This is a genomic window from Rhodopirellula sp. J20-39 (assembly GCF_057365095.1).
Genome location: NZ_CP195123.1, coordinates 6,674,978 through 6,695,972 on the forward strand (window position 1 = coordinate 6,674,978; position 20,995 = coordinate 6,695,972).

The following is a 20,995-nucleotide window of genomic DNA, read 5'->3' on the forward strand; positions in this document are numbered from 1 at the left end:
TGACTCCTAAATTCTCTGCGGACGGTACAAATCTAGATTTTCACGGCCAGCTAACTGGGCATAGAGCTCGGTGATCTGGCGAAATCCCAATCGCAACCACGCCTTGGTGTCCTCGATCGGCGGAGCGTCGTCGCCAACCGCATCCGCCCCAATCTGAAAGTAGTAGTCCGTCGGCCGAGAAGATTTCTCCCACAACCAATCGCTATCCAAGTCAGCAACGATCAAGCATTCACATTGCAGCGTTTTCGATCCGTCGATTACGCCCTCTTCGCCACTGAGATGCAATAAGAAGTCAGGCGGAAAATCATCCGCATCTTCATCGCCCTCTGCGTCCTCATCCAATTCAACCGAAACCATTTCGACCGAATCGACAAAGGTGTCGGTGAACACGCGATTTCGCAGCAAGTCGGTTTGGGTCAAAGCGTACAGCCCATCTTCAATCCACTGCTCTACGGTATTGGGCAATGCGAATACTTCCGTATCACGCTGTGCCTCAAGAGCCGAAAACGCCAATGGCGACAAGCAGCGATCCGGCATCATCGGGACCGCCTCCTGCCACACGTCCTCCAACGCTCGATCTTCCAACCAGTGACGGGCCAGCCAATCGTCTTGGAAACGCGGCCCAATCCGCTGCATCGACTCCGACACCCAATGACGAGGTTGCCAAGCGTCCCGCCCGGCCAACAGCCGAACATCGTAGCCCAGGAACCGGCCATACAACGCCGCTTCGATTCCAATTGCAGTCGTGCCCAGCACCACGATCGAACCGGGAGGATCTAAAGTTGCCGCGTCAGTCGCTGAAGTATCGCTCATCGTAAATGCTCTTGTTGATGTCCAACCGAAAATGGATGCATGTCCATAAAACTGTCTCGCCCTTGAATCATGTCCGCGATCGCGATTGCTGTCGCGGGTGCGAAGTGAATGCCACTACGGTAGTGACCGCTCGCGATATACAAGCGGTTGTGATCTAAGACAACACTACCGCTTTTCACGTCGACTCCGCCCTGAATGTTGCCCGGCACAAGACTATTGCCGTGTAATGAATCAATGCTTTGCGAGGGTTGATCAGCACCGCGCAGCGCACCTAAATCACCGTGCAATACATGGTTACCAGGAACTTGGCCGATGATCGGGAAGCCATCGAACGTCATGGGTCGCAGACCCGCCCAACGAGAAACCTCGGGTGCTCTATCTAGCAACGGACAAACACCAACAGCAAACTCCCGCAAAGAATCAATTGCCGAGTCGGTTGTGGTTTGATCCATGCCAACCTCTTCTTCACATGAGCCGGCCAATACCTTGCCGTCACCTCGTGCGATCAGATACCGGTTCCCTAAATTGATCACCACGGGGCTGTCGAACTCATCACACTGGAACAACAACATCTGCCCGCGAATCGGCACCAGCGACTTCCCTAAACTCAGTGAATCCGCCATTAATCCCGTCCAAACGCCACCGCACAATACGGTTGCGTCAGACTCATTCTGAGCCACTTGCAACGCTCGCTCGTCGACCTCTTCCCCAAAGCGAAGGTGAACACCGCTCTTTTCACATCCCGCACGAAGTGATTGCAGTAGTCGAGGTGGGCGAACCTGCCACTCATCGGGCACCCACCAAGCGGCGGCGTTCGGATGCTGGGTTCCCCAAACCGAATTCGCCGCCCAGGCGTTCAATTGCGGCTGCTTTTCACAAAGCCGAGCGAGCGAGATGCTCTCGCACTCAATCCCCATTTCGTCCCAGTAGTCCACCATGCCGACCATCGCGGCAGCCTCGCCAGGCGTTTGGGCCAGGTAGTACCCGCCGCACCGCACCAGCCCGGTCGATATCCCAGACACGCGTTCGAGACCAGCCGCCCAGGCCGGCCACTGCGAATGGCTGTATCCACGAAATCGCTCCATTGGGTCGGTCGCACGTTCAAAGTTAGCCGGCGGCAAGATGCCTCCCGCTGTCCAGGAAGTGCACCGAGGCTGGGAGGGTGAGATTCCGCTGGCCGGCTGTCGCTCGATGAGCTGAACCGTACAACCGCGTTTACGAAGCTCCCAAGCGACGGACAATCCAATCACTCCGCCTCCAACGACCGTAACTTTCAGCGATTGTGTTTGCGTTCTCATCATCGGTTCAATTCGGACACGGTTCACTCCACAGCCAAGATCTTCATGAGGTCATCGTGCAAACCAGCATGGCTTCCCTCGCTGCCTTGGACCTCGATCGCGCGGATCAAGTGTTCTAAATCATCGCTGGTATCCACATCGGATCGCTGATCGAGCAAGGCGACTTTCCAGCCCAAACCTTTCACCACATCAAGCGTTTGCCCCAACACGTCTCCGGTGCTCCAAGCAATCCCTTGGAAAACGGCTTGAACATCAGCGACAGCTTTGCCACTGGAAAGACCAATCAAATAATATCCACCATCTTCCGCCGGCCCCAGAACGATATCGTGATCCTGCAATCGATCCCAGGCCTCGTTGATATCACGCGGCAAAAGCAACGGACAATCTGCGCCGATCAAGACCACCTGCCTGAAAGACTTGACCGATCCGCCGCCTCCTTCGCCGATCTCGCGCTTTTTAGCGATTTCATCGGGAGCGGCGTTCCCGACCTGCTTTACGACCGCGTCCTGAGAGGATCCACCCATGTTTGCTTCAGCTGAATCGGGACCGATTGTTGCAAGACCAGAGGGACCAGGGTACTCGCCCCCCCCGCCATTGACTCCGCATTGTCTGCTCTTATCAACTCCACCATTGATACCAGCAGAACTGCATCCCGCTTGCCCCTCAATCTCTTTACTGGCGATCTCTCGTGTTTCCGCTTTTGAACCTAAATCTGCACTCAAACATTGCGTGAACCAACGCTGCATCCGATCCCCCAGGTCCCCATCGCCCTGGTCCAGCACCTCCCAGTTTCCATTGCAGACCACTTGAAAGTCGGTCATGGATGCCGGAGGCGACACCACCAGGTGCCGTAAATCACCGCAAGAATCAAGACGATTCAGCAACTCGCGAACAAATCGGCGGTGCAGTTCCGCTGACCTCTCCTGAGCCCGGCTTAGCTTTACGTCAGGGTTTGTCGAAATCGCATCGGGAGCCCCCAATTGCGCATCTGGACGAGGCATTTCGCTATCGACCATCGATTGAGCGAGACGCGTTTTAACTCGTCCAGCGTCCCAATACTTCGCCATCATGCCCAAAATGCGGTAGTTGCTCGACGAGGATTGCGGAATCATGTTTTGTTCACGCGTCATGAAAGTAGGGGGGCTTGGCTGGAAACATGCTGTAAAAACGGCTAAAAATCAGCATGCGGTCGGTAGGGTTCAGCTAAACTGCCGATAGCTACTTCACTAGTCTCCCAACCGCATGCACACGAGTTCGGCTCGTCCTGTTTAGTCGGCCCCCTGATTCGATGGGATCACGTCCGAATCGTCTATGTCTTCGATTACTTCCGAACGCTTCATCACGATGGTTGCCAAGAGCAACTTGATCGACGAGAAAACGCAGGAGCGTTTTCTGTCGAAGGTGCGAGAAAAGTGTGGCGGGAAGCTACCATCGAACCCTAAAAAGCTGGCAACCGCCTACAAACGAGCCGGTCTGCTGACCGAATGGCACATCGACAAGATGTTCGCTGGAAAGTACCGAGGCTTCTTCCTGGGGAAATATAAACTGCTGGGGCATATCGGCACCGGCGGAATGAGCAGCGTGTATCTAGCCGAGCACACCGGGCTGAATGATAAACGTGCCATCAAAGTTCTGCCACGTAAACGGGTCAAGGACGCCTCCTACCTGGCCCGTTTCAAGCTAGAAGCACAAGCGATCGCGTCGCTGAGCCATCCCAATATCGTCCGCGCCCACGACATTGACCAAGAAGGCGACACCCACTTCATCGTGATGGAGTACGTCGACGGCCTCGATCTTCAAATTTTGGTCAAGCGAGACGGCCCACTCGACTTGTCGACCGCTGCCGATGTCATCGGCCAAGCTGCCCGTGGGCTTCATCACGCTCATGATCGAGGCGTCATTCATCGCGATATCAAACCGGCGAACTTGCTGGTTGACCAAGAGGGCCGCGTCCGGTTACTCGATATGGGTCTCGCCCTGATGGCGTCCGAAGCGGACCACTCCGTCACCGTCGCGCACAGCGAAAACGTGCTTGGAACGGCCGACTACTTGGCGCCCGAACAAGCCATCAACAGCCACAACGTTGACCACCGCGTCGACATCTACGGTCTCGGCTGCACGCTCTACTTCTTGTTAACCGGTCGCCCGCCGTTCGCTGATGGGACACTGGCCCAACGGATCATCAAACACCAAAACGAAATGCCGCGTTCGATCCGGGAATTACGCCCGGATTGCCCAATCGAATTGGAACGCATGTGTTTCAAGATGCTGCAAAAAGATCCCAACGATCGCTACGACACCGCCGAACAGGTCGCCGAAGCATTTGAACATTTCGCCGTCGCGGTTCCCAAGGGCCAACCAATGCGAGTCGGCGCGGGCGGCAATGCAGACGATTCCGTTCCCGATCTAGCGTCGCTCAGTTTCAGTGATGTCGGCTTGTCCGGCGACCTCACCGTCGAATCGCAACAAGACACGATATCGGCCACCACGGAAGAAACGCTGGCCAGCAACCGTGAAAAACTGATTCGCGAACAAAATAAAGCCGCCAGCAAAAGCGGCAAACTCGTGAAAGTCGATCCGATCGGGTTACCGCTGAGTTCCGGTAGCGGCAGCCTACTGGATTTGGAAGTCGAATCAGGCTTCCGTGAACCGCGTCGGCGTTCCCATCCGGTGAACCAGGAAATCATACACAACGACACCAAGCTTTCCGGCAGCCCACGCCAGCGACAAGGAATCGACCCACTCCTGCTAGGCACGATCCTCGCCTCCCTCTTCGTCGCCGCCCTCGCCCTGGGCTACTTCCTAGCCAAAGTAACGTCCTAGCCCGACCTGCTAACCAAGACAGTTAGAATCAGGCTATCAAAGTCCGAACGCTCCGAGCATCGGATCATTAACTCAGCGAAACAGATCGTTTGAATTAGATCTTTTGGTGACAAGGAAAGTTTTGATCCAGACACTTCCGTTTCTCTTTTTGCAATTGGAAGCAACTGAACATGTCCAGATTTCTTGTCCGAGCATTCGTGTTTCAGCGTGGATCGGAAAGTCGTTTTCGCGTACCGTTTTTTCGTTGGAAACGTGGAAAACCATGGACGATGGCGTTGGCTGGGCTTCTATTGATCAGCTTGAACTGTTGGGCTAAATCGGTAGTCGCGGCGTCACAGGAACACCCTAACGTGTTGGTGATCCTTACCGATGATCAAGGCTGGGGGGATCTCAGCTTGCATGGGAATCCGAATCTTAAAACTCCCCATATCGATTCACTTGCTCGCGATGGGGCTCAGCTTCAAAATTTCTATGTTTGCGCGGTTTGCTCGCCCACGCGGGCTGAGTTCCTGACGGGCCGGTATCACACGCGGATGGGCGTCTTCAGTACATCTCGGGGTGGCGAGCGATTTGACTTACGAGAACGCACGGTAGGTGATGCGTTTCGAGAGTCAGGCTATCGCACCGCCGCGTTTGGTAAATGGCATTCAGGGATGCAACCGCCATACCATCCCAACGCACGTGGATTCAATGAGTTCTATGGGTTCTGCAGTGGGCACTGGGGGAACTACTTTTCGCCGATGCTGGAACACAACGGAGAGATTGTCCGGGGCGAAGGATTCATCATCGATGACCTTACGCAACACGCGATCGACTTCATGCAAGAAGACCATGAACGACCGTTCTTTGTCTACCTTCCATTAAACACACCTCACTCACCGATGCAGGTGCCGGATTCCGACTGGGCTCCTTTTGCCGATAAGGTCATCGTCCCTGACCCTGATAAAACGAACGCGATAAAAGAAGATGTCGTCCACACTCGAGCGGCGTTGGCGTTGTGCGAGAACATTGACGAAAACGTAGGACGGATTCTAGCAAGCTTGGAAACAAATGGACTGTCCGATCAAACAATCGTTGTTTTCTTCTGTGACAATGGCCCCAATGGCTGGCGTTATAACGGCGGCTTGCGTGGACGAAAGGGTTCGGTCTACGAAGGCGGTTTGCGGTCGCCCTGCTTGATCCGATGGCCGGGCCACATTGAAAATGGACTGCAGATAACGGACATCTCCGCAGCGATTGATTTGTTGCCGACACTAACCGATCTTGCCAACGTCCCTGTCGGAACAACTGCAGGTCCGCTCGATGGCGTTTCGATGGCAAGCCAGCTTCGATCGACAAAGGCCTCGCAGCAAACCACTGATGAAAACGTTGCGCAAGCGTCGCGGATCATTATGTCGGCATGGAACGGACGTGCCAGTGCGAGATCTCAACGGTTTCGCTACCATCGCGATGGTACGCTTTATGACATCAACATGGATCGCGGCGAACACGTTGATGTGGCTCAAGATTTTCCCGACGTGGCGCAGCAAATGCGAAACACGTTGAGTGAGTGGGTAGAAGAGACCCGACCGCAAAAGTCGTCGCGAAAGGTCCAAGTATCCTTTCCGGTGGGGCATCCTGATTACATCTGGACACAACTTCCCGCTCGCGATGCGACTCATTCCGAGGGAATCGCTCGTAGCAATCGCTTCCCCAATAGCAGCTACATGACTCGCTGGAATCAAACGGAAGACGTGATTGATTGGGAGGTGAGCGTCTTGGCCGATGGGCTCTTCGAGGTCGAGATGCGGTACGCTTGCTCGCAATCAGCCGTTGGCACGCAGGTGCAACTGACCTGGGTTGGCCAAGATAAAAATCCGATCAAGTTAACGACCACGACAGTGCAAAGAGCCATCGATTCACGAGTCGTTGGAAAACAGTACGATCGGTCACCACGAGTAGAGGGCTATGACAAGGATTGGGGCAAAATGTCGCTCGGTCTGGTTCGCCTCACCCGTGGCAAAGGAGTCCTACGGCTGAACTGCCCCCGAATTGCTGGAGATGAGGGCATTGAAATGCGATTGATCTTGTTGAAACGGACGACTTCGAATTCACCCAATTGACGAGCCCATCATCTCACCACGACATCGAAGACAACCGAAATGACCGCAGGCCTCTGGCGCAACATTGGTTGTCCCCCGACCCTGTCAACAACCGGTGTCAATCAAACAGTAGGTTGTCGTGCTAGCCACGCACCGCTCACCCCACGAATACCAAACGTTATGGGATCGCGAACGGGCTTTCTTCGGATTCCAACTCCTCCAGATAGGCTCGGTCGGCTTGACTGAGCTTGGCGATTGGGATTGGAATCACTCGGTTGTCGCTGACGCGGCGGATCTTGACCGTGCCATCAGTCATACTGACGAAGGTTGCCTTCACTTGGAAGCGACCGGTTGAATCAGACCACGTTCGGGCTTCGCCAGACGGTACTGACGATGCGACCACTGGAATCGTTTCCTTTACTGGCGTTGCGGCGACCATTTTCGGTTTGGCTGGCTGATCAAGTTCATCGGGTGCGAGCTGAATGTTACGTCGTTCAACAACTGCACTGGAACGCACCTTACCCCAAGTTAAAAACCCCAGTTTTACCTTTCCATCCGGCATCAGTTCTTCAACCTGGGCCGCTCGCCAGAAACTACCGTATTTAGGTTTTTGTGCTTGAACCAACTGTCCGACATAGAGTGGCGTAATGGACTCAACAACTCGCCCCGTCGACTTTAACGAGCCGGGTCCTTGGTATGCCTTGGCAAGTTCCTGCCGTTGCCGGTAACTGGTCGACCAATTCATCAGCGCACTGCTTGCAGACTTCGCTATTGCTTTGTCCTCACTATCCAAAAGTGCTTCAATTGCGGCGGCAACTTCGGGATCGGGATCCTTGTTTTTCTTCTTAGCCAGCTCGCTGAGTTTAGCTCTCACCGCCTTGTCATCGTCAGCGGCGAGCACCCTTAAAGCATCACTTTTCTCTTCCGAGGTAAGGGGTGCTTCCGCGGCCGCTTTCGCTTCAGCAGCAGCTTGAGCTCGCTCTTCCGCTCGCCGTTTTGCGTCGGCGGCCATTTGAGCGAGCTCGGCTGGTTCGACTCGTGAATACGTGACCGAGATCGGCACCGTGGTGGTTGTGCCGCCCATAATCACGGTCAGCTTGTAAGCCATATCAAGTGAATGTGGAATGTGTTCTTTCGTGTCAAAAGTCCAAGTGCCTGAACCGGTCATGGCGTACGACGCATCATCGCTCGACTTAGGCATCTTCATTTCGTAGGCCCGGCTGACCTTGATGCGATCGCCCGAAGTTTCCTGCACGCGGTATCGAGTCACTTCACTGGCGGCTTGAACGCTTTCCTTTTCGTCACCACCGAAGGGACTGAACGGTCCAAAGTGACCTCGGCTGCTGCTTTCTTTTTCAGTGATCGCGATGCCGCTATCAGCCACCCACGCTTTCTGGCCATCACCTGGTAAGGTTTCAAATGGCATTAACGACACGTTCCCCAACAGATAGGGAATTTGCGAGTCGCCCTCTAACGCGAGGACGTCCCCCTTCGGACTAATTGTGATCTTGTTCGTCGTCTGCACCTTGCCCATGAACGTCGGGCGTGTGAAAGGGCTGGGGATACGAGGAGGCATTGAACCGAATCGTCCAAACCCGCCTGGACGAATGCCGCCACCCTTTTGCTTTGTCGATTCCCGCAGACCACCGGTGTAAGTCACCTTCGACTGGTCGGCTTCAACCGCGTCCACGGTGTAGTGGGCAATTCCCATGTAGCTAACAATCGACCCTGCACTTTCAACTGAAATTGCAAAGCGATAAGAAAACTTCTGACCTGGTTGCCAGTCATATCGCAGCGTTTGAGCACAGACCGGTTCGGTTAGGACGCTGCCTACAAAAGTCACGGCCAGCAAGACAAGTAGATGAAAAAGAGTTCGCATGCCATGAAACCTTGATGAATATGATGGAAGCAAAACTGGAAATGACCGAAAGAACGCACCCAACGGGCCGGCACTGCTCACCAATGTCAACGCCGGGACGACACCAAACTACCCACAAACACGTTTGGATCACCAGCGCTGGCGATTCAAATTCGTCTAATCTTAAATTGATCGTAACGGATGAGGTAACGAATCACGTAGCGGTACCTAGCCAGCTGGACTCGTTGCCGCGCTCACGACCGGGAAGACGCATGAGTCTTTACATTGCTGAGACCGAACCTACATCATTCTACACGGTGTCAACGCTGAATTGGCGGCACGACTGGCGATCGATGTCACAAGCTGAAGTGAGCTAGCGGCGGCGAGGCAATAAGTGTGCCGACCGTTCCCGGTACGCATACCGGCCGTGTTCAAGATAGTCCCCAAAGTGACTCAAGCGACGCGTAGTGGCTGCGCCGCGAATCAACCACGCTCAGCAGCGTGGTAGGTGAAAGTGAAGATCAACAGGCAGTCGCTCGCCGAAACATTTTCCGACCAAGCCGAACCGGATCCTCCGTCTTTAAAGCCGGCACACTTAAGATGCCTGCCCGCCAGACACCACGCTCAGACGAGCGTGGTTCTTGACTACATTCCAGACAACCTAGCTGCCTGACTAAGACTTCGCTTTGCGTTTCTTCTTGTTGGGATTACCCGCGAACGTACGCTTGCCCCGATTGCCTTGTGGCTTACCACGGAAACCCGAACGGCTACTGTGCGGTGTTCCCCCTCGGCGTTCACCTTCTTCTTCGTCGCCACGAGATACTTCCAAGTTCAATCGCTTGCCCGACACCCAAGTTTTACGCAACTTTTGATAGATGTCCGCAGGCATGCCTTCGGGCAGATCAATCGTGCTGAACTCGTGACGGATGTTGATCGGCCCGATGTATTGGCCTTCGATTCCGGCTTCGTTCGCAACGGCACCAACGATATTGCCCGGCTTGACGCCATCTTGCCAACCAACGGAGATGCGGTAGCGGACCATACCTTCTTCTGGTGGACCTAGCTGACGAGCGGGTTTCGCCGAACGACGGGAATCGTCTCCACGATCTTCAAATCGCTCACGCCCACGATCGGTCTTTTCAGTTCGCTTTTGAGCGGGTCGTTCTCGCATCAAGAACGGGCGGCCTTGTTGCGAGATTTCCGCCAACGCGGCTGCGATAATATCGAGCGGCTTGCCAGTTTCCTCGGCATAGCTCGCAATCAATTCTTTAAAGAATGTCAGGTCTTTTTCCGCTGTCACATCCGTGATCTGTTGATGAAAACGTTTGGTCCGTGTCGCGTTGATATCGCGAGCAGTCGGGATATTGATGATCTCAATCGGCTGCTTCGTGGTCCGCTCGATGCTTCGCAGTTGATTACGCTGCGCGTTGGTCAAGAAGATGATCGCTTCGCCCTTACGCCCCGCACGGCCGGTACGTCCAACGCGGTGAATGTAAGACTCACTGTCATGCGGGAGATCGTAATTAAAAACGTGGCTGATACGCTGCACGTCCAAGCCACGAGCGGCAACGTCGGTCGCGACCAAGACATCTAGCTTGCCGCTTTTCAATTGGCTGATCGTTCGCTCACGGACCTTTTGTGGCATGTCACCGTTCAAGGCAACCGCTCGCAAACCTTCCCGCACCAAATTTTCAGCAACAGTAATTGTCGAATCCTTGGTCTTGGTGAAGACGATCACACCATCGGTATCTTCGACTTCCAACAACCGAACCAACGCATCTGTCTTTTCGCGTGGCGGAACGAACACCGCTCGCTGCCGAATCGACTCAGCGGTGGCCGTCTTTTTCTTGATCGTGATCACAGCCGGATTGTTCAGGTACTCGTCAGCGATGTGACGGATCGGCCCCGGCAAGGTTGCCGAAAAGAGTGCGACCCGGCGTGTGTCTGGAGTTTTTTCAAGAACAAACTGGACGTCTTCCAAGAAGCCCATGTTGAGCATCTCGTCGGCTTCGTCCAAAACGAGGCTATCCAAACGACTCAGATCGAGCGTTCCCCGGTTCACGTGGTCGATGACCCGTCCGGGTGTTCCTACAACAACCTGAACCCCGCGACGAAGTTGCCGCAACTGAATTTCATAGTCCTGCCCGCCGTAGATTGCAGCGACGTTGAACCCAGGGATGTTCGCACCGTAGGTTGAAAACGAACGCGCGACCTGGATCGCAAGCTCACGGGTCGGTGCCAGTACCAACACTTGAGGCTCGCGTCGTTTCAAATCGACTTGAGATAAGATCGGCAGCGCGAACGCAGCAGTCTTGCCGGTCCCGGTTTGTGACTGCGCCAACACGTCTCGCCCAGCGAGCATGTATGGAATGATCTCCGCCTGAATCGCCGTCGGTTCGGTGTAACCCGATTTTAGAACGGCCTGTAGTACTTCTGGGCGAAGCGACATTGCGGCAAACCCCGCCAACGCTTCCTCTTCTTTGACTGCTTCCACTGGAACGGTGTTTTCTACGTCTGATTCACTCACCTTGGCGACCTGCTTCGATTCCGACTTTCCATTATCTACGCTTTGAACAACGTCCTTTGCCACTGAATTTTCGACAACGGCAACAGGACTTTCAACCTTGGCTTCTTCAACTTCCGCCACGGCGGCAGCCTCTTCAGCCTTAGCGACTGGCTCTTCGACAACAGCCATTGGCTCTGTCACTTCGGCAACTGGAACTTCTACCGCTGGAACCTCAGCTACTGAATTAGGCTGCTCAATAACTTCAGGTGCGGCGACTTCAGGCTCCGAAACCAATTCAGCCAACTCGGGGGTGGCCAAGCACTCGACGGTTGTGTCCTGGGTATAGCAGGCCAGCAGGGCCTCGTTGATATCGCCTGATTCAGTTGCGATACAGGAAATTTCATCAATCACCGTCGACGAATCACCGGTGGATTCAGACTGAGTTGGATTGGGGTTCGTGTTCGACATTCGATACTTTCAATGCGCAAATCTCTCGAGACCGATTCACGAAACCGGTCGAAGCAAGAGTGTGGAAGGATGGCGTGGCAATTCATCGGCGAAGACCAACGATCTTTTGATCGATTCAGTCCGTTCGCTCAATACACAGAACGCGACGCTGCTTTCACTTCCAGGATGTCACTTCAAGGACACGCACCGAGGGTTACTCTGGCAAGACGATAGACGCAGCGATGTGCGGAAACCGAAACAGAGCACCGAAAAAGACTTGTCGCGTACGGAACCCGTGAACATAAACTCTCAATCGAGCTCAGCCGAAGTCCTGTGACCCCCGGCGGTTCCGTTGCAGGCCATAGGGTACTCACTGTCACGAAGGTGCAAAACCCATAAAAGTCCGCTTCTTCGCCAGCGAGGATTAGGCAGCCAATTCCCCCGCAATCAAGCGGCGTGCGCGGCTGAGCCTAGCTTTAATGCGATCACACCTTACGCATACAGGCTTCCGTCCAGCCATAGCGGTTAGATCACGAACTAGACACCGGACGGAACACGCGGCTTACCCGGCCCTGGCTACGACGGCGGGAACAAGGCGTCCAAACACAGTTGGCTCCATGTTTCCAAGCCTTCAAATTGCGATCGAAGTTCAGCAACTGTTAGAAATTCACCTTCGGCGAGCTCCACTTCATTACTGGTTACCGATGGCGATTCCAGGACGAAACGGTGAACAACCCCCAAGTGGACTTTCCCCACATCGTTACTCGGGTCGTACAGCAAACCTTCGCGTTGATCGACGTACTCGCAACCGATGGAGACCTCTTCGGCAAGTTCTCGCCGCATCCCCGTCGTGTAAGGATCGTCGGCACCTTCCGCATCCTCGCTACTGATGTGACCACCAACGCCGATACTGCGTTTAGCGTGTAATCGACTTTCGCCAGATCCGCCGCCCCGCGTGTACGTGAAAACTCGCGGCAAACCATCCTGGGGGTCGACCCACTGCATCACCACATAGGGGATGAGCTGTTTAAAGTTGGGATCGGTCTCCATCACACTGCGTGGCCGATAGGAGAGCTGATCGCTCGCTAAGATGGGCTGCAGGAATCGATCGACATCCACTTCGAAACCTTCCAGCGGCCCGATCGATTCAATCAACTCTGCAGGAACAACCAGGACGTGTTCTTCGGACATGAATCTCTTCTAACAAAGGCGGCAAGAATCAGCTAATCAGTAAGTCGCCCTTTATAACGTCCTATCCCACATTCACCACCAGTCGGAAGCTTCGGCCGAATGCTTACCGATACACCCCCACCAAAACACAACTTGACCGAATCGAAGCCTCACTGGCCCTGGCGCCCAAAGAAAAACCACCGAACGTGAAATTTTACGAACGGTGGTTTACTCTTGAACGTTAGCGATCGAAAAGCCGGTTAAGCCTTGGGTGGCAAAGCTCGCACGTCCCAAATGTCTTGGGCGTACTGCTGGATGGTGCGGTCGCTGCTGAACCAACCACTGCCGGCGGTGTTGAGAATGCTCATCTCATTCCAGCGATCTACATCCAAGTACGTTTCCGCAACCGTGGCCTGGGCATCGATGTAACTACGCAGGTCACCAATCGTGACCCAAGGATCGTGGGAACTTCGCAACCCACCGGTCAACAAGTCGTACAGACCGGGGTTGGTTGGATTGAACGTTCCACTCTCCAACAAGCTCATCAAACGAGAAATATCCTCGTCGGCTGAGATCATGTCGTTGGGGCGATAGTCTTTCTTCGCCTCGGTGACTTCCGGTGCATCCATTCCAAACAAGAAGAAGTTTTCTGCTCCGGCGTTGTCACGGATCTCGATGTTCGCACCATCAAGCGTTCCGATCGTCAGCGAGCCGTTCATCATGAACTTCATATTGCCCGTACCGGACGCCTCTTTACCAGCAGTCGAAATCTGTTCCGACAATTCCGTTGCCGGGCAAATGATTTCCATCGATGAAACGCGGTAGTTCGGGAAGAACACGACCTTCAACAAGTCTTGGCACTTCGCATCCGCGTTGACTACCGAAGCGACATCGTTGATCAACTTGACGATCAGCTTGGCGACGTGATAACCCGGTGCCGCCTTACCACCGATTAGAACACAACGTGGAACCATACCCTTGGTTTCACCACGCTGAATGCGATCGTACAGATGGATCACGTGCAGCACGTTCAACAACTGACGCTTGTACTCGTGGATCCGCTTCACTTGCACGTCGAACAAGAACGAAGTATCGAACTCGACACCTGTATTCTTCAGCACGAGGTCTGCGAGCCGCTTTTTGTTAACCAGCTTGATGTCCTGCCAACGCTTGCGGAATGCTGGATCTTTAGCATACGGAGCAAGCTGACTGATCTTCGTTAGATCGGTCTGCCATCCATCACCAATCGTTTCCGTCAACAGACCACGCAACCCTGGATTGCAGTGCGACAACCAACGACGCTGCGTCACACCGTTTGTTTTGTTGTTGAATTTCCGCGGCCACAGCGTATGGAAATTCTTGAACAGACCGCTTTCGAGCAACTGCGTGTGCAATCCAGCAACACCGTTGACTGAAAAACTACCTACGATCGCAAGGTATGCCATGCGGATGTGCGGGTTGTCGCCCTCTTCGATCAACGACATCTCGCGACGCATTTCAATGTCACCAGGCCATTGCTGATCGACGAGCTTCAAAAAGCGAGCGTTGATTTCGTAGATGATATCCAACAATCGCGGCAACAATCGGCTGAACAGACCAACTGACCAGCGTTCGAGTGCTTCAGGCAACAACGTGTGGTTGGTGTAAGCCATGCAACGTGTGACCACGTCCCAAGCGTCATCCCATTCCAAGCCGTGCTCGTCCATCAGCAATCGCATCAACTCGGGAACCGCACAAGCAGGGTGCGTGTCGTTCAATTGGAAGCAGTTCTTCTGACCGAACTTACTGAAGTCCTTGCCGTTCTGCTCAACCCAACGCTCGATAACGTCTTGCAGCGAAGCCGAAACCAGGAAGTACTGCTGCTTCAAACGCAACTCTTTCCCGTTTTCGCTGGCATCGTTGGGATACAACACCATCGAAATTTGTTCAGCGTCGTTCTTGGCCGCTACCGCTTCGGGATAACTACCAGCATTGAACTCGGAAAGGTCGAATACATCGGTGGTGGAAGCCTTCCACAAACGAAGCGTGTTCACCGTTTCGTTTCGGTAACCGGGGATGGGCATATCGAAAGGGACCGCCAACACGTCGCGTGACTCAACCCATCGTGGACGTGCTTGCCCGCTGTTGTCGTAATACGTTTCCGTACGACCGTAGAAACGAATCCGACGTGTGTGTTCGGCACGTTCAATTTCCCAAGGGTTACCATCGCGTAACCAGTGATCGGGATCTTCGACTTGACGACCATGTTCGATGTGTTGGTGGAACATGCCGTATTCGTATCGAATACCGTATCCCACAACCGGCAACTGCAAGTTAGCGCAACTGTCTAGAAAACATGCTGCCAAGCGACCCAAACCGCCGTTACCCAAACCGGCATCGTGTTCGCGGTCGGCAATCTCTTCCAACTCGGAACCGTAGTTGTGCAGAGCGTCACGAACGTCTTCATCGAGCTCTAAATTTTCAATCGCGTTAGTAAGCGATCGACCAATCAAGAATTCCAGCGACAAGTAATAAACTTTGCGGTCATCGCTTTGCTTCATGCGACGCCAAGTTTGCTGCCAAGTCGGTACCAAGCGGTCACGAACTGCGATCGCAAGTGCCCGGTACAGGTACCGCTGGTCAGACTCATTTCCGTCACTGCTGATTGGATTGGCGTGGCCCAACGTAATCTTCAGGTGACGATTCACTTCCGAAGGCAGGTCGAGCAACCCAAGCGAATCCAGCGTTTCAGCGGATGGTTTTTCAGCAGGATCGGTCAGCGTATTCGACATGGATAGGTACTTTCAATTGAAAGGATCGTAGGCGGCCCGGAGGCGAAGTCTCTTCCGGAAGCACTCGCGTGCCGAATGCAGTTCGGCGAGCAGAGTATATCGGGATCGGAATTTGGGGCCAATCTAGATTGCGGCAAAGTGAATCACGCTAGCGAAAATTGAGACCGCAGTACATTTCTCAACCAACAATGGCCGTTTTCTGGTCCGATACTGACCGCTAGCAATTACGCTTTTCGACCAATTAACGCCATCAATCCACACTTCGGCGGCAAAAAACGCTCAAATTCGGCGTCTCAAACGGATGACACTCAAGTCAAATCAAGCAACCACACCCAACGCCGATCTTTTCGCAACGCCGGTCAATGAACCTTTGATCCGGTCAACATATCTAGATAGCTACGGGTGTGTCCCAACACCATCTCGTAGTCCAAGGACTCAACATCTTCGCCAATCACTTCGGCTTCGATCGGTCCGTCATAACCGTGATCCACCAAGGTGTGAACTATCGACTCGATAGGCACACAACCGTCACCCAACAAACAACGGTTCATCTCGCCCAACGGACTGTGCCGTCCATCACCAAGCTGCAACAAATGCAGGTGCTCGGTTACGTGAGGCAACCAGGAAAGAATTTCGTCATCCATGCCCACGTGGTAGGTATCCAGCACCAATCCCAGATTTGGACTGCCTACCGAATCAAGAATATGCAGCGTGGATTCCAAATCGTTGATAAAGGACCACTCTTGGCCGCAACCGGGATGAAAAGGTTCCAGCGACAACAACACGCCGAACTCTTCGGCTACAACAGAAACCTTCCTAAGCGCATCGCACAATGTTCGACGGGCATGCTTGCGAATGTGATTGTTGCGACCACCGGCCAGAACGATCAAACTACCCGCTCGTAGATTTGCCGCATCGATTACCGCATCCATTGCATCACGCACCGCTTCATCGAATCCGCGGCCGTCACTACCAGTGAAACCACCAGCCCAACTAAGCGAGGTCACCGAAAGATTTAATTCGTTCAGTAACTCTGAACAACGATCAATCCCAAAGTCATCCACCTTTGGACGAAACAGTCCAATCGCTTCGAAGCCGTGAGACGCATACGCTCTCGCGTCTTCTTCGAACTCCCACCGAAACGTCGATAACTGATTGATCGCGAGGGTATTCATAAGCGATGCACTGACGCACGTAGAATAAAGCAGATAGGTCAACACCAACGCATCTTCCCACATTGTTCCTTGAACATGTCGCTCTTGCGAACGGCGTTCTTGGAACACAACAGAAGAACTGCGAAGATGTCTGGCGAGGAGGCTCGGGAGTATGCCGGGCAACGCAGTAAGTGTAAAGATTTCTTTTGTCCAATGTTGCTATTGCAATTCGAATCACACTGCAAAAACCGCATTCAAAAACTCACATTTTTTTAACTAACCGGATTCAACCATGACTGCCTTTTGCCGCTTCTTGGACTCAAACCAACAACCTCGAATCGCGTTGTACGATAACTCCGATGATGCGGCGCCGAAGGTTTGTCCGCTGGATACGTTAATAAGTCAGGATCAATCCGATTTGCTAGCAAATCACGACTTGCTGTTTCAGCTTACCAATCAACAACTCGCCGCGATCGCTACTCCAACCGATGACATGTGGCAGCCAGCCCCGCACGTGATGTTGCCCCCGGTGCAACGTCCAGAGAAGCTGCTTTGCATCGGACTGAACTACCTTGACCATGCCATCGAAACGGGCTCGGAAGCTCCCGATCAACCAGTTGTCTTCGGCAAGTACAACAACGCGCTGATCGGTCATGGCGAAGCGATTGAACTGCCCGCGATTAGCGATCAAGTTGACTACGAAGCTGAACTCGTTGTGGTCATCGGAAAACAGGCCCGATGCGTTGACAAAGAAAACGCGATGGAACACGTCTTCGGATACACCGCTGGGCACGATGTGTCTTCCCGCGATTGGCAAAAGGGACGTGCCGGTGGCCAATGGTTACTTGGCAAATCGTTCGACACCTTCGCACCGGTTGGCCCTGCGATTGTTACCGCCGACAGCTTCGGCGACCCCAGCGACGTGCGAGTTCAGATGCGAGTCAACGACGACGTCGTCCAAGACAGCACAACGGCTCAGCTCATCTTTGATATCCCGACACTGATCTCGCACCTAAGCCAGTTCATGACACTGCAGCCGGGCGACCTCATTTTCACGGGCACACCACCTGGAGTTGGCGTAGCCAGGACACCACCATTCTTCCTGAGCGATGGCGATCGCTGCACCGTCCGGATCCAAGGCGTTGGCGAATTGTCGAATACTTGCCGCAGTGCCTAGTTGGCCGACATCAGCAACTTCGTACATTCCCTTCGCCGGCCGAGAGACTGCTTTCGGCCGCGCGACTCGGCTTTTAGATGTAACCGTCTTCGTCACAATCGCTACATTCCGGAAGTTCACGTCGGAGCCTTGGCCAATACGCGGCTTTCCGGTTTCACGGCACATCATAGCCGGACTTCATGACCGACACTTTCGTAGACGCAGTTCCCAATCGTCAACTCGCAGCCGTTTTTGTCCAAAGCAAACCGTCGCGTTATCCGAGAGGCCGATCATGAGTTCCATTTCCCCCGCTGTTCAAAACGTGTTGCTGGCTCGCCAAGACGCCATGCAAACGAAGATTGACACTGCATTAATGGGGAAACAACTCGATGTTCAACAACAAACCGGCGACGCGATCAATCAAATGATCAGCGAAGTGGTTAACGTGCAAAAACAACTTGCCAACGGGCATATCGACGTACGCGTTTAGTTTCGCGAAATCGATAAGATCTACTGGAAGTAGTTTGCCACCGCGATCTTCGATGCGTCACTGAAGTCCGTTTCCGCAATGAACAATTGCCCTGCGTGAGGACATTCAGCCCGATCTGCGTCGCTCATGTTCTCCACCGCGGTCGTGATCACCAACTGGATCTTGCCGCCTTGTGGAACCAGCGCTGGACACGTGTTTTGCGGCGATCCTGGTGCTCGCCAGACACAACGAAGTTCGCCAGTGGCCAAGTCGTACAAACGCGTTTGACCAAATTCGCTGACCGATGGCAGGAAGATCGAAACGATGATTCCATCGCCATCCGGTGTCAGAATCGCACCATCGGGAACCCCTGGATCCTCGGTTAGGTCGACCAACACTTCCGCTGGACCTAATTTGCCAGCTTCGATGTCCAGATCGTACTGAACGATCAATCGCGTTGGCGAATCAATGTCGACTAACTTCAGCTTACCCGTTGCATCCGTTCGCACCATCTTGCCGTTGCTACAAACCTGATCATCTCGAAGGCAGATCAATTGTTTGTCACTTTGGCGATAGAGATAAAGCCCTGCCTTCTTTTCAGCGAACGCCAGATCCTTGGTACCAAAGATCAAGTTGCCATCATGAACCAGGCCGTCGTTAATAATCGTATTGGTTACCGACGCGTCGACGTCTTCACAAAAAGGCGTCCACGATCCATCTCGGATATCGAAGATTCCCAGAGCACGCTCAACACCGGCCACAAAACGAGTCGGCAAGCCATTCTCGTCTTTCGAGCTGCATGCGAATGCAAAGCCGGGCCTACCTGGCAGATCGAACGACTGATTCTGTTGGCTGGCTAAATCGAGCAGATTGATAGAGCCGTTGCGAGATTCGCTGCCATGCTGGATCCCGACCCAGGACAACCAGCCGTCCTTCGCGAGCGGAATGGGTCCTTCCGGAAGAAACCGAAGCGAATCGGTATCCGGGACATTCAACGGGCAGGCATCACGCACGACTGGTTTCGATGGAGCATTCATGCGCAAAAACCTAACGTGCCCCCTCTGCCTACTCAAGCCAGCCGGATTCGAATTGCATGGCTCGCCGTCAGTGCGCATGGTTCGCTGTCCATCGTTCGCTGTCCAGGAACTCACGCACATGCTTGCTGATCGGTCTGGTACAGATGGTTGCCCCGATACAGCCGTGAGCTTGATAACACTCATACGCCGGCACCGCCCAGCTCAAGCTCTTGGCTCAGCAACTCCAACCCAGCCCCCCCCAGACGGACTCAATCGTGCGCATTCGCCTTTCGTCGCCACCGTGGATGACAAATGGAGTCTTGACCCTGGCAGAATAGGTAGGTACCCTCTCTGCATTAGCGTCCCTAAGGATCCGCCAGAGACATATAAGACAACCTAATACAGATACACTGTGGTGACCGCTTGCAGCTCCGCACTCTAGAATTCTTCTGTCACGTTGCCGACCAACGGAGCTTCTCAAAAGCCGCCGGTGCTGCTGGCGTGACTCAGAGTGCAGTTAGCCAAGCGATGGGGCATCTCGAAGAAAGCCTGCAAACGACGCTGATTGACCGCTCCAAACGGCCCTTAAACCTTACACAGGCCGGGCAAACCTATTTGCGTGGTGCCCGCGAGATCGTCAGGCAATACAAGGAACTGGAAGCTCAAGTCCAGAATCTTGGCCGCCAGTTGTCCGGCTCCGTCACGATCGGTGCGGTCTATTCGGTCGGACTCAGCTACATGCCCGAGGCCACCGCGGCGTTCGAATCGGTCCAGCCTGATGTCCGCGTTCGCACAGAATTCGGATCCAGCCAACGAGTGGTCGAGATGGTTCTCGATAGCGAGGTGGATTTTGGCTTAGTCAGCTTCCCCCGAGCCACGAAAGCCCTCGGTGCGATTCCTTGGCAAGCCGAACCCATGCGTCTGGTATGCTCGGCAGACCATCCACTGGCGGGCGAGACGGAGATCCCTGCTTCTCGACTACAGGGCATCGAAATGGTCGGCTTTGATCGCAGCTTGGTACTGCGTCAAGCGATTGACCAGTGCCTGAAAGCCGCCGGTATTTCCGTGGTGACCTCGATGGAATTCGATAACGCGGACTCCATGGTCCGGGCAATTCAGGCCCACCGCGGAATTGGTATGGTGCCGGAAGCTGCCGTACGACGCGAAACCGCCCACGGATCTCTCCGCGTAGTTTCATGCCGAGATTTGAAGATGGTTCGCCCACTCGGAATTATCTTCCGGAAAGGTGGTAAGCTCAGCAGGGCTGCAATCGAGTTCGGCTCCTTGCTTTTAGGCCGAGAAATGGAAGTCGAACTCCGTTCCAAGACCGAAGCCGCTAAAGCAGACCGTCGCCGAAGTGAAACACGAGACCGAGCCGTCTCTGTGGTCATTTAGACAACTCAACCCAATCGACCATCTCCAACAACACAAGC

14 protein-coding genes are annotated in these 20,995 nt (G+C 54.0%); 5 read left to right on the top strand and 9 right to left on the bottom strand.

The features are described 5' to 3' along the window. Positions 1 to 6 precede the first annotated feature (6 nt). From ACR3ZL_RS24340 to ACR3ZL_RS24350, 3 genes are read right to left on the bottom strand one after another with little or no spacing between them, the layout of a single operon-like run. Complete coding sequence (locus ACR3ZL_RS24340; protein WP_473650498.1) at positions 7 to 813, bottom strand: hypothetical protein; 807 nt, start codon at positions 811 to 813, stop codon at positions 7 to 9. Further along, a complete protein-coding gene (locus ACR3ZL_RS24345; RefSeq protein ID WP_473650497.1) occupies positions 810 to 2,114 on the bottom strand; it encodes an NAD(P)/FAD-dependent oxidoreductase in 1,305 nt (434 codons plus the stop codon). Before ACR3ZL_RS24345 ends, ACR3ZL_RS24340 begins: the two co-directional genes overlap by 4 nt. Positions 2,115 to 2,134: 20 nt before the next feature. After that, positions 2,135 to 3,241, bottom strand: a complete 1,107-nt coding sequence (locus ACR3ZL_RS24350) for a TIGR04282 family arsenosugar biosynthesis glycosyltransferase (protein WP_473650496.1) — start codon at positions 3,239 to 3,241, stop codon at positions 2,135 to 2,137. A 181-nt stretch (positions 3,242 to 3,422) separates the two neighbouring features. On the opposite strand from ACR3ZL_RS24350, the gene ACR3ZL_RS24355 reads away from it, so the two are divergent. Further along, the gene (locus ACR3ZL_RS24355; protein ID WP_473650495.1) at positions 3,423 to 4,934 is read left to right on the top strand and encodes a serine/threonine protein kinase; all 1,512 of its coding nucleotides are present in this window, start codon (positions 3,423 to 3,425) and stop codon (positions 4,932 to 4,934) included. Positions 4,935 to 5,104: 170 nt separating this feature from the next. Beyond that, positions 5,105 to 7,036, top strand: a complete 1,932-nt coding sequence (locus tag ACR3ZL_RS24360) for an arylsulfatase (RefSeq protein ID WP_473650494.1) — start codon at positions 5,105 to 5,107, stop codon at positions 7,034 to 7,036. 157 nt (positions 7,037 to 7,193) lie between these two features. On the opposite strand, the gene ACR3ZL_RS24365 is transcribed toward ACR3ZL_RS24360, so the two are convergent. The 5 genes from ACR3ZL_RS24365 to ACR3ZL_RS24385 form a co-directional block, all read right to left on the bottom strand. Further along, positions 7,194 to 8,894: an SHD1 domain-containing protein gene (locus ACR3ZL_RS24365; RefSeq protein ID WP_473650493.1), complete on the bottom strand. Its 1,701-nt coding sequence runs from the start codon at positions 8,892 to 8,894 to the stop codon at positions 7,194 to 7,196. Positions 8,895 to 9,546: 652 nt separating this feature from the next. Beyond that, entirely contained in the window at positions 9,547 to 11,847 is a 2,301-nt protein-coding gene (locus ACR3ZL_RS24370) for a DEAD/DEAH box helicase (RefSeq protein ID WP_473650492.1), read from the bottom strand. Between the two features lie 555 nt (positions 11,848 to 12,402). Then, positions 12,403 to 13,017, bottom strand: a complete 615-nt coding sequence (locus ACR3ZL_RS24375) for a phosphoesterase (RefSeq protein WP_473650491.1) — start codon at positions 13,015 to 13,017, stop codon at positions 12,403 to 12,405. A 239-nt stretch (positions 13,018 to 13,256) separates the two neighbouring features. Beyond that, complete coding sequence (locus ACR3ZL_RS24380; protein ID WP_473650490.1) at positions 13,257 to 15,767, bottom strand: glycogen/starch/alpha-glucan phosphorylase; 2,511 nt, start codon at positions 15,765 to 15,767, stop codon at positions 13,257 to 13,259. Positions 15,768 to 16,126: 359 nt separating this feature from the next. Further along, entirely contained in the window at positions 16,127 to 16,942 is an 816-nt protein-coding gene (locus ACR3ZL_RS24385) for a sugar phosphate isomerase/epimerase family protein (RefSeq protein ID WP_473650489.1), read from the bottom strand. Between the two features lie 271 nt (positions 16,943 to 17,213). Here ACR3ZL_RS24385 and ACR3ZL_RS24390 point away from each other — a divergent pair, with 271 nt between their 5' ends. Then, a complete protein-coding gene (locus ACR3ZL_RS24390; RefSeq protein ID WP_473650488.1) occupies positions 17,214 to 18,098 on the top strand; it encodes a fumarylacetoacetate hydrolase family protein in 885 nt (294 codons plus the stop codon). Positions 18,099 to 18,369: 271 nt separating this feature from the next. Further along, entirely contained in the window at positions 18,370 to 18,567 is a 198-nt protein-coding gene (locus ACR3ZL_RS24395; protein ID WP_473650487.1) for a hypothetical protein, read from the top strand. A gap of 20 nt (positions 18,568 to 18,587) precedes the next feature. On the opposite strand, the gene ACR3ZL_RS24400 is transcribed toward ACR3ZL_RS24395, so the two are convergent. Then, positions 18,588 to 19,583, bottom strand: coding sequence for an SMP-30/gluconolactonase/LRE family protein (locus ACR3ZL_RS24400; RefSeq protein ID WP_473650486.1), 996 nt, complete (start codon positions 19,581 to 19,583; stop codon positions 18,588 to 18,590). A gap of 402 nt (positions 19,584 to 19,985) precedes the next feature. Between ACR3ZL_RS24400 and ACR3ZL_RS24405 the strand changes: the two genes are divergently transcribed. Beyond that, positions 19,986 to 20,957: a LysR family transcriptional regulator gene (locus ACR3ZL_RS24405; protein ID WP_473650485.1), complete on the top strand. Its 972-nt coding sequence runs from the start codon at positions 19,986 to 19,988 to the stop codon at positions 20,955 to 20,957. The last annotated feature ends 38 nt before the right edge of the window (positions 20,958 to 20,995 follow it).

What these genes read in the sequence shown, in the direction of transcription:
- ACR3ZL_RS24385 (WP_473650489.1), bottom strand. Translation starts at nt 16,942, where the DNA reads ATGAATACCCTCGCGATCAATCAGTTATCGACGTTTCGGTGGGAGTTC.
- ACR3ZL_RS24380 (WP_473650490.1), bottom strand. Translation starts at nt 15,767, where the DNA reads ATGTCGAATACGCTGACCGATCCTGCTGAAAAACCATCCGCTGAAACG.
- ACR3ZL_RS24365 (WP_473650493.1), bottom strand. Translation starts at nt 8,894, where the DNA reads ATGCGAACTCTTTTTCATCTACTTGTCTTGCTGGCCGTGACTTTTGTA.
- ACR3ZL_RS24355 (WP_473650495.1), top strand. Translation starts at nt 3,423, where the DNA reads ATGTCTTCGATTACTTCCGAACGCTTCATCACGATGGTTGCCAAGAGC.
- ACR3ZL_RS24360 (WP_473650494.1), top strand. Translation starts at nt 5,105, where the DNA reads ATGTCCAGATTTCTTGTCCGAGCATTCGTGTTTCAGCGTGGATCGGAA.
- ACR3ZL_RS24345 (WP_473650497.1), bottom strand. Translation starts at nt 2,114, where the DNA reads ATGATGAGAACGCAAACACAATCGCTGAAAGTTACGGTCGTTGGAGGC.
- ACR3ZL_RS24340 (WP_473650498.1), bottom strand. Translation starts at nt 813, where the DNA reads ATGAGCGATACTTCAGCGACTGACGCGGCAACTTTAGATCCTCCCGGT.
- ACR3ZL_RS24350 (WP_473650496.1), bottom strand. Translation starts at nt 3,241, where the DNA reads ATGACGCGTGAACAAAACATGATTCCGCAATCCTCGTCGAGCAACTAC.
- ACR3ZL_RS24375 (WP_473650491.1), bottom strand. Translation starts at nt 13,017, where the DNA reads ATGTCCGAAGAACACGTCCTGGTTGTTCCTGCAGAGTTGATTGAATCG.
- ACR3ZL_RS24395 (WP_473650487.1), top strand. Translation starts at nt 18,370, where the DNA reads ATGAGTTCCATTTCCCCCGCTGTTCAAAACGTGTTGCTGGCTCGCCAA.
- ACR3ZL_RS24400 (WP_473650486.1), bottom strand. Translation starts at nt 19,583, where the DNA reads ATGAATGCTCCATCGAAACCAGTCGTGCGTGATGCCTGCCCGTTGAAT.
- ACR3ZL_RS24390 (WP_473650488.1), top strand. Translation starts at nt 17,214, where the DNA reads ATGACTGCCTTTTGCCGCTTCTTGGACTCAAACCAACAACCTCGAATC.
- ACR3ZL_RS24370 (WP_473650492.1), bottom strand. Translation starts at nt 11,847, where the DNA reads ATGTCGAACACGAACCCCAATCCAACTCAGTCTGAATCCACCGGTGAT.